Consider the following 8,937-nt stretch of genomic DNA (forward strand, 5'->3'; position numbering starts at 1 on the left):
TCAAAGCGGATACCCCCGCTCGCGGATGACCGCCCAGATGTCGAGATTCAGCTGCGTCAGGCGCTGAATGGTTTCGTCGATATGTTTGAGCTCGTCTTCCCCGGCAGGTTCCTGTTTGCCCATCACGATGGCATCCTTGCGGTCCGCGATCCGCATCATGATCGTCAAAGGCGTACCGCCTTCGGGATCGAATGAATAAATGCAATGGTTGTATTTGTTGCGTAAACGCGATTCCTTTCGGAAACGGCGCGTCAACCCGGTCACCGTGTTGCGCTCGGCCTCGGGAACACGCGGCAACTTGGACAAACGGTCGACAAGATCCAGACGCGCGGCGGTGGTGTTCAGCGTCAGAAAGACAACCACCGCCGTTTCCTTGTCCATATTCGCAAGGCCCGCGATCACATGGATGAACAGGCTTTCAGTATTCGTCCAGGTGTAGTTCAACCGCCCGACGCGAAGCAGGATGTTGTCCAAGGCCTCCTTTTCAGTGCTGGCGGTGTTGGGCATGGATCATCGCCGCCTCGGTTCTGTTGTGCACACCGAGTTTGGAAATGATGTTGCGGATGTGCAGCTTCACCGTGTTCTCAGACAATTCCAGACGGGCGGCGATTTCCTTGTTCTGGCATCCACTGGCAACCAGTTCCAAGACCTCACTTTCACGCGGTGTCAGCGAGTCCAATTGCCCTGCTTGCCGGGCATCCGCCTCGACGGCAGTCGCAGGCCGCGCCAAAAGCTCCGGCGAGACATAGGGATGCCCGGTCAGGCACAACTTCAGCACCGAAATCCAGCCATCCAAACCGATATTCAGGGGAAACAGGCTTCCCAATGGATCGGGATAGGAATTCTGGCACAAGATACGCTTTGCACGCGCAGGATCGCTGTAGGCACAGGCAAACCTTGCTCCACTGTGCCGCGTCAGCCACCGGGCCTGAACAACATCCAAAGTCTCCGCCGCCGCCTCGTCCAACACGATCAACCGAAGGTGATCGCGCCATTCGGGCTGCGCCGCAAGAACATCTTGAAACTCGTTGAAGCGCAGGACTTCGACATCCGGTAATTCGGCTTCGGTCGCGCGGCACAGACAGTCGGAAAAGACATGCCGGTGTGAAACTAGGCCCATTGAGGCTGTAATTGGCAATGCATGCGCTTCTGGCGCTTCACCGCTATCTATCAATATTCTATCGCTATACATTTCTGATCGCTCCCATTTGAATTGGCAGGCTTTTACTTCCCCCCACCTGCCTTGGGACTGCTCGATCTCTGAGGGGAAGTATGAACGGTTCTCGCTCTTAAGCATTAACCATTGTCAATGGCGGGTAGGAATTTTCCTATCCGTGGTCGACCCGTGGATAGGGCCGCCCTACCCAAGCGGATTAACCCCAATTGCCGACTGTTTTTGACCCCCTTTCAGATTGATCCTGTTCGGGTTGCGGCCTGTCCCCAACAGCCCGCGACACAACGGGCGCAACGCCCATGAAAGGAGGTGACAGAGACCGAAAGCAATGTCCCCGGACAGCATATGGGCTTCGTCCATGACCTGTCCAAATTCATCTGAAAACTGAAACTCAGCATCTCTGACATGCCACTTGATAGAAGAGCGGTGGCCCCGAGATGCCCAACAGTAAGGGAGCCACATCATGGCTACGAACCGAGGAACAAATTTCATCGACATTGGTGACTGGTGGGGCGATGATGATCACGATCATGATCATGATCACGACCATGAAGGGTCGAACCAAGAACAAACCCAGAGCCAGACCCAATCCAGCCAAAGTGATAACACCAATATCAATGGCAACGGGAATCTCAACGGCAATGCCAATGGCAATCTCAACTTGAACGGCAACAAGTCGTACAACGGCAACGAAAATACCAATACCAACAACAACACAGCCGACAACAACGCGCAAAATACTGCGCGGAACACAGCAGACAACGACGCGACCAACAATGCGCGGAACACTGCAAACAATGATGCGACCAACAATGCCACGAACAACGCAACCAATACGACCGATGTCGATACAACCGTTGACACGGACGTACACGTTGATGTCGGCATTGATCTTGACGAGCTGATGCCGACCTCCGACGACGACTTTGGTGATTTCGACCTTTCCGGCAGCACAGTGGGCGACGTGCTCATGGCCGACGATGGATCGACGGCGATGTATGCCCCAAGCTCCAGCGACGTCTCATTCGGCAAAGTGCTGAATGACGCGCTGAAAGGCGAAGGCAATGACGTCGGCATGGCCATCGGTCAGTCGGGCGCCATGAACGATCAGGACGTTATCCACAACGCCACGGTCTCCAACGAAGCCAACTGGCAACAAAACGGCAACGCCAACGGCGGAACCGCAACTGCCGATGAAGGCATCGACGCCGAGCCCGATGGCGGCGCTGGCGGTGGCCATGCAGCCTCGGTTGGTGGCTTCGGCGGCTCTGCACTTGCAGGAACCGGCGGAACCAACACGACCAGTGGCAAAGGCGGCGACAATGGCAATACCGATGCTGACGGCGGTGCTGGCGGTGGCGGAACCGGCGTGGGCCTCGGCTCGATCGGTGTCGGTGTCGGCGTAGGCGGTGACTCCGGCGCAGCTGGTGCCGGCGGCAACGGCGGCAACGCAGGCTCCGGTGCGCTCGGCGCGAACGACGCCGAGGGCGGCGATGCAGGTGCCATCGGTGCCGGACTGGGCGTTGGTATTCCCGTGGGTCTCGGCTTGGGCGCAGCAGCGGCTGGTGCCGGTGATGGCGGCGACGGCGGCAATGCCGCGTCCGGCGCAATCGGCCATAACGATGGCGACGGCGGCAACAGCGGTAGCGCTGATGGCTATGGCGCAGGGCTCAGCCACGGTATGGGCGCTGGTCTCGGTGCCGGTGGTGACGGCGGTCATGCCGGTGCAATCGGCGGCGCAGGCGGTCACGCAGTGGGCGGCTATGCCCTTGGCGGCTGGACCGACGCAGAAGCCGGCAACGGTGGCCACGCTGGTAACGCCATCAATGGCGACGGTGGCAACGGCCATGCCGGTGTCTGGGGCTCGCACAACGGCGACGACGGCTATGTGAACGGCCTGTCGGAAGCCCAAGCCTCGGCAGTTGTCGACACTTCGGCCTTCAACCAGAGCATCGTGCAAGGTGCAAACGTTCTGGGCAACACGGTCGACATGACCGTTGTTGGCGGCGGCATGAACTCGACCGTGGTCGGCGACGACGACCTGGCCTAATCGGCTCTTTCCCCGCGCGGCGATTGTCGCGCGGGGCTCTCATTTCAGTATCCCTTCCGGGCTTTACCCGGTCACCGATCACCAAGCACCTTCAGGGGCAAGATCATGGGTCAGGACCTCACAACCGAAACGATTTATCACTTTATAGGTTTCTTCAACCAAGCCGTGGAAGAAAGCCGCATGCGCCAGGAATACGACGCATTCAAGGCCAAGTCGCGCTTGGATGAGGACCCCAACAATACTTTGAACGTTACGGTGAAGGTCAACTCGCCATATAATCTCGGCGATTTCGACCCCGGCGTGAGTGCCCGCATTCCAAATTATTCCGACGTCAAAGTCTCGCTTGGCCCTCCACCCGACCCACTGCCCCTCAATCTCGCGGGAAGCGGACGCTTCGTGGCCAACGATCTGGAGGATCCCTTCGTTGTCTTCCCGATGCAGCCTGCGGCGTACACCGGGCTCAACATTACCCCCGTGCTTCCGCCGCCCTCCTCGGTGGCGCTCGCGATCATCCAGAAAACCGCGCTGCAGGACTCCGACCTGCTCATTACATCAACCCCCGAAAGCGGATTCATCCCGCTAAGCCAATATCAGCAAACACTGGACCTCTTGACCTATTGGTCCGAATCCCTATCGGCGGATTGGCCCGCGACCCTTCCGGAAACCGGGGCTGATATCGCCCCCCTGGGCGTGGCACTCTACGAAAGTGCCGAGGATTTCACGCCACCATCCATGGAGGCCGCCGAGATTCATTTTCTGACCGGCAACGATGTCAATGGCATCCACGTCAACGGCCAACTCGTCGACGAAATGCCCGACCTTGACGCGGCCATGCCTGATTTCCTCAGCCGCGAAGAAGTTGACGACCCGGAAATCCCGCATGAGGTCATTGCCGGTGGCAACACGGCGGTCAACGTCGTGTCTCTCTACACGAACTGGATCGACGCGAAAGTTATCGCCGTCTCCGGTGACAGTTACTCATTAAGCGCGATTACCCAAGTCAATGTCCTGTCCAATCTCGACACTGAGAACGGTACCCCTGTCGGACAGGCACCTGTCGATACCGTTCACAACGTCGCAGCCCTGTTAAGCAGTGCCGCCCCCGAAGCCACGTCCCATCAAGACACGGCAGAAGGTGAAGAGGCGGAACCCGAATTCCCCGGCATGTCCATCATGGCCCGGCTGACTGACGACCTGGTGAATTTCAACTGGGTCGAGCAATACAACTATCTTGTCGACAACGATATGCTCAGCATCCAGTTCTCCGGCAACGAGAGCTTCCTGCAAACGGGTGGCAACACCACGTCCAACTACACCGTTCTTCAGGAACTCGGCTTCCATTACGATTTGATGGTTGTCGGCGGAAACATGATCAATATCTCCATCATCGATCAGGTCAACGTGCTGCTCGATAACGATAGCGTCAGCTACGGCAATGGCTGGAACGCTTCGGGCGACAACAACGTCCTGTGGAACGAAGCGGTGATCGAAACGATCGGTCACGACGCCTACGAAGACATGAGCCTTGATTATGAAGCCCTCGGCGAAAGCCTGGCGTCGGGCTCCGATGGCATTGGCAGCTCGATCCTTCAGGACTCGGCCTTCGAAGGCCTCGATATGCTCAAGGTCCTCTATATCGACGGCGACTTGATCAATTTTCAATACATCAGCCAGACCAACATCGTCGGCGATGCCGACCAAATGCAGCTTCACGCATCGCAGATGGCGTCGCAGGACGGGGCCGAAACCTCGCTCGTGGTCGGTCAAAACGCGTTGCTCAACCTTGCGACCATTTACGAAGCCGGCCTCAATTCGGAAATCCAGCTTGGCGGGGATCAATACTCCGATGCCCTGATGTATCAGGCCGGGCTGATCGTCACCGACGAAAGCCAATTGGCATCGGAAAACGGCAACGGGCTTGTCAATGAAGCGGTGGCCTTCCTGACCGACGATACAAACGAGACCGCCTCGCAGAACGATCACACCACGCCGCAGTCCGCCTGCGATGACATGTATGCAGACCCGATGGGTGGCGTGCTTGTCTGATCTTCTAATGCAGTGAAACGAATTCAGAGAGAAGCCCAAGACATGAATTTCAAAGCCACGGATTTCCAACCAGATCCCACCGCGGAGGTTCATGGTACAGAAGGCTCCGAAACGCCACTGGAATTGCGCAAAGATCAACGCATTGATGAGCCTGAAGATGGCTCTGCCGAATCCAAGGCCAGCGACCCTGCTCCCAAGACTTCAGCACCTGAACCTTCGGCCCCAGAAACCGAGGCACGCGGCCCCGAGACGGATGTCCCAGACCCGGACCCGGAAACCGCCGATCCTGAAACCGAAGCGCGCAGCACAGAAACCGCACGTCAGGATGGAACCACCATTGAGGGGACTGTCGCAACTCACACCAAGTCTGGCAGCAAACCGCCTCAAAAGAAGTCGGGCGAAGGCCAAGGCGGCGGCGGAGGTGGCAACGGCGGCAAGGGATTTCACCGGCGTATGGGGCCGGTCGACTTTTCCGGCAATCTCAAAAAGGGTCTTGCGGCTGTAAGGCGCAACATGATGATCGTCATGTTGTTCACCTGCATGACCAATCTGCTGATCCTCGCGATCCCGATTTACCTCTTCCAGATTTCCGATCGCGTCCTTACCAGCCGCTCGATCGACACTCTTGTCATGCTGACCGCCGTGATCGTCGGCGCCGTCGTCTTGCAGGCCGTGTTCGACGCCCTTCGCCGTTTCGTGCTTATGCGGACAGCGGTAGAACTGGCTGCCAAACTGGGTTCATCCATCCTGTCCGCGGCGGCCAGAGCGGCGCTGACAAGTAACGGTCGCGAGTATCAAACACTGGGTGATCTTCAGCAGCTACGCGGCTTCCTTGTTTCCGGGACGCTCTTGTCATTTCTGGATGTGCCATTCGCGCCCCTCTTCATTCTCGCGATCTTCCTTGTACACCCGCAACTCGGCATGATCGTCGTCGTGACGGCGCTCGTTCTGCTGGTCATCGCATTGATCAACCAAAAGGTCACTGCAAAGCACTTTGCAACGGCCAACCAGCATCAAAGCATGGCCAACATGCACCTCGATTCGATGTCCCGGAACAGCCAGATCATCAATGCTCTGGCGATGATACCCGAAGCGGTTTCGATATGGGGCCGCGATACCGCCGCCTCGCTGAAAGCCCAGGTTCGTGCTCAGGACCGCAACATCACATCAGCCGCGTTCTCGCGCGGTGTGCGCCTCTTGACCCAAGTGGGCATGTTGGGTTGGGGGGCATATCTGGCCATCGACGGGCAGATCACCGGCGGGATGGTTATCGCCGCCTCGATCATCGCAGGCCGCGCCCTCGCGCCGATCGAAGGCGCGATCGAAGGCTGGAACCAGTTCCTTCTCTCGCGCGCCTCATATGGCCGTATTTCCAATTTGCTGACGGAATCACCCCTCAATACGGACCGTCTACGCCTGCCACGGCCCGAAGGCCGGCTCGATGTCGAACGCCTTCTCTATGTCCCGCAAGGCACCAAGAGCGTCGTGCTGAACGGCATTTCCTTCAGCCTTGCGCCCGGCACGTCACTCGGCGTCATCGGCAATTCGGGCGCCGGCAAGACCACCCTTGGCAAAATGCTCGTTGGGGCCATCCTGCCTACCTCGGGCTGTGTCCGGCTCGACCTCATGGACCTGCGCAACTGGGACCAAAGGCAGTTCGGCGAGAATATCGGCTACCTGCCACAAGACGTCCAACTCTTTCCCGGGACGATCAAGGACAACATCGCACGTATGCGCGCCGATGCCACGGACGCCGAAATCTATGAGGCTGCCCATCTGGCCGATGTCCACGACATGATTGCCAACCTGCCCCACGGTTACGAAACCTTCGTGGCCGCGGATGGCGCGCCGCTTTCAGGGGGGCAGAAACAACGCATCGCTCTGGCGCGCGCCTTTTTCGGAAATCCCAGGCTTCTGGTGCTGGACGAACCCAACTCCAATCTGGACGTCGCGGGCGATCAGGCCCTTGCCCGCGCGCTCCACCATGCCAAGGAACAAGGCATCACGGCCGTGGTCATTACCCAAAAGCCTTCGATCTTGGGCCATGTCGACAAGATCGCCCTGCTGGCAGGTGGCAGTCTCGCAATGATTGGCCCACGTGAAGAGGTACTCAAATCCATCCGCGGCGGCAACACCGGCAACCCCGGCACGATCGCCGACAACAGCGGTTGACCAGACCAAATCAGAGGACAAGCGATGCAACAGATCGAACACCGCGCAGCCCCCGAATGGTTTGACGAAGTCCCCCGCTCCATTACGCGGCAAACGATTTGGGGACTACTGATCATGATATTCGCAATCGGCGGTTTCGGCGCGTGGTCGTTCCGGGCCCCCCTCGCCGCCGCCGTCATTACCCAAGGCAGCTTCGTGGCCACAGGTAACAATCAGATCGTGCAGCACCTAGAAGGCGGCATGATCCGTGAAATCCTCGTGAGCGAAGGGGATTTCGTGAAAGCCGGAGAACCGATAATGCATCTTGATGAAACCGCTGCCCAGGCCAAGATGCGTGAATTGTTCCTGCGGCGGGCGCGTCTTGAAATTCTCACCGCTCGGCTGCTGGCCGAATACCGGGGTGCCGAGGACTTCGAGGTGCCGGAGTTCCTCGAAGCCTCCAAGAGCGATCCGGAAATCCAAACAATAATCCGCAACCAACGGCTCAATTTCGAGGCCGCCCGTACAAGTCTGCTCAAGGACGTTGGCGTCTTGGAACGCAACATCGACGCCCTTGAAAGCCGTCACGAAGGCTATAATGCGCAGCTGTCCTCTCTGGTGACCCAAATCGCCCTTCTCGACGAAGATATCGAAGCCCAAGCCACGCTCTATGAAAAGGGCCTCAGCCCGAAAAGCCGCATCAACTCCCTGCGCCGCGCCAAGGCAGACGGTACCGGGCAAATTGGCCGCCTCAAAGCACAATTGACCGAAACCGAGGCCATGCGCGCCAAGTACCAAGGCGAGATCGAACAAGCGGTGATCGCACACCAACAGGCCGCTCTGGACGAACTGCAATCCGCGGAAGCCGAGCTGGACTCTGTTCGCGAAAACTATCGCAAGGCCGCCGATGTCTACCGCCGGTCTTCCATCAATGCCCCGGTCTCGGGCACGGTTGTGAGCATGAACTACAACACACCGGGCGGCGTGATCGAGAGCGGAAAAGCCATCGCCGAGATACTGCCCACCGATGTGCCTTTGATTATCGAAACGCAAGTCCCTCGTGTCGATATCGACAGCGTGAAACTCGGCCAAACAGCCACAGTGCGGCTGACCGCGCTCAACCAACGCACCACACCGGTGTTGGAAGGCACCGTATTCTACATTTCGGCCGACGCCCTGCCCGATGACTCCGAAATCATCCCTCAGGAGGTTTACCTCGCCCGTGTGGAACTTCCCGCAAGCGAGTTGTCACGCGTTCCGGGGTTCACGCCCACCCCCGGCATGCCTGCGGAGGTCATGATTCAAACCGCGGAACGGACATTCTTCCAGTACATCACCAAGCCCATCGTCGACTCGATGCAAAGGGCCTTCCGAGAGCAATAAGCGGCCCAAAGCGACCAAGGACCTGCTGACAGGGGGATGATGGCGGAGAGACAGGGATTCGAACCCTGGAGACGGTTTCCCGCCTACACACTTTCCAGGCGTGCGCCTTCGACCACTCGGCCACCTCTCCGTG

The 8,937-nt window shown here is 58.5% G+C and carries 6 protein-coding genes and 1 tRNA gene; 4 read left to right on the plus strand and 3 right to left on the minus strand.

What is annotated here, in order from left to right; all coding sequences use genetic code 11:
- Together QZ498_RS14175 and QZ498_RS14180 are read right to left on the minus strand one after the other, a co-directional pair.
- Positions 1 to 507: a hypothetical protein gene (locus tag QZ498_RS14175; protein WP_294623359.1), complete on the minus strand. Its 507-nt coding sequence runs from the start codon at positions 505 to 507 to the stop codon at positions 1 to 3.
- The gene (locus QZ498_RS14180; RefSeq protein ID WP_294623361.1) at positions 485 to 1,120 is read right to left on the minus strand and encodes a response regulator transcription factor; all 636 of its coding nucleotides are present in this window, start codon (positions 1,118 to 1,120) and stop codon (positions 485 to 487) included. The genes QZ498_RS14175 and QZ498_RS14180 overlap by 23 nt, the downstream gene beginning before the upstream one ends.
- A gap of 517 nt (positions 1,121 to 1,637) precedes the next feature.
- On the opposite strand from QZ498_RS14180, the gene QZ498_RS14185 reads away from it, so the two are divergent.
- From QZ498_RS14185 to QZ498_RS14200, 4 genes are all read left to right on the plus strand, one after another.
- Positions 1,638 to 3,224, plus strand: coding sequence for a hypothetical protein (locus tag QZ498_RS14185; RefSeq protein WP_294623363.1), 1,587 nt, complete (start codon positions 1,638 to 1,640; stop codon positions 3,222 to 3,224).
- Positions 3,225 to 3,329: 105 nt separating this feature from the next.
- A complete protein-coding gene (locus QZ498_RS14190; RefSeq protein ID WP_294623365.1) occupies positions 3,330 to 5,270 on the plus strand; it encodes a hypothetical protein in 1,941 nt (646 codons plus the stop codon).
- Positions 5,271 to 5,312: 42 nt separating this feature from the next.
- A complete protein-coding gene (locus QZ498_RS14195; RefSeq protein WP_294623367.1) occupies positions 5,313 to 7,442 on the plus strand; it encodes a type I secretion system permease/ATPase in 2,130 nt (709 codons plus the stop codon).
- A 24-nt stretch (positions 7,443 to 7,466) separates the two neighbouring features.
- Entirely contained in the window at positions 7,467 to 8,804 is a 1,338-nt protein-coding gene (locus QZ498_RS14200; RefSeq protein WP_294623369.1) for an HlyD family type I secretion periplasmic adaptor subunit, read from the plus strand.
- Positions 8,805 to 8,844: 40 nt separating this feature from the next.
- Here QZ498_RS14200 and QZ498_RS14205 read toward each other — a convergent pair.
- Positions 8,845 to 8,934, minus strand: a tRNA-Ser gene (locus QZ498_RS14205).
- Positions 8,935 to 8,937 lie beyond the last annotated feature (3 nt).

The organism is uncultured Roseovarius sp. (assembly GCF_913057115.1).
GTDB lineage: Bacteria > Pseudomonadota > Alphaproteobacteria > Rhodobacterales > Rhodobacteraceae > Roseovarius.

Bases quoted from the DNA above. Each gene is read 5' to 3' on its own strand.
- QZ498_RS14195 (WP_294623367.1), top strand. From the start codon at position 5,313: ATGAATTTCAAAGCCACGGATTTCCAACCAGATCCCACCGCGGAGGTT.
- QZ498_RS14200 (WP_294623369.1), top strand. From the start codon at position 7,467: ATGCAACAGATCGAACACCGCGCAGCCCCCGAATGGTTTGACGAAGTC.
- QZ498_RS14175 (WP_294623359.1), bottom strand. From the start codon at position 507: ATGCCCAACACCGCCAGCACTGAAAAGGAGGCCTTGGACAACATCCTG.
- QZ498_RS14180 (WP_294623361.1), bottom strand. From the start codon at position 1,120: ATGGGCCTAGTTTCACACCGGCATGTCTTTTCCGACTGTCTGTGCCGC.
- QZ498_RS14185 (WP_294623363.1), top strand. From the start codon at position 1,638: ATGGCTACGAACCGAGGAACAAATTTCATCGACATTGGTGACTGGTGG.
- QZ498_RS14190 (WP_294623365.1), top strand. From the start codon at position 3,330: ATGGGTCAGGACCTCACAACCGAAACGATTTATCACTTTATAGGTTTC.